This window comes from Achromobacter sp. SIMBA_011 (assembly GCF_046535435.1).
Classification (GTDB): domain Bacteria; phylum Pseudomonadota; class Gammaproteobacteria; order Burkholderiales; family Burkholderiaceae_B; genus Achromobacter; species Achromobacter dolens.
In genome coordinates this window covers 1-262 of record NZ_JAWRWN010000675.1, presented here as the reverse complement: position 1 = coordinate 262, position 262 = coordinate 1, and the positions used below count along the sequence as shown (strand labels likewise).

General features: G+C 45.4%; 1 protein-coding gene. It reads left to right on the top strand.

Annotated elements, in window-relative coordinates:
- On the top strand, positions 1-262 hold a 262-nt coding region (locus SB816_RS32675), incomplete at both ends, for a hypothetical protein (protein ID WP_410548335.1).

Sequence of the window (262 nt, the reverse complement as noted above, 5' to 3'; positions counted from 1 at the left end):
CGGGATGAGATCGTTGCGCAGGCGAAAGAGGATGTAGAAGATTTGGTCATAAAACACTTCTTCGTAACTAAGGCTGATTTTATCGTAAATGCCGCAAAAAGAACCGTTGTAGCTTTAAAGAAGTCGTTGATAGACACCAGAATTCTTCGTAGAGGAATCGCCAAATGCGCTCCTAACGACTGCTTCAACGCACACATCGGGAAGGCTATTGCGTTAAGACGTGCGTTAGGACTCGAAGAGCCAACGGAGTATCTAAACGTTC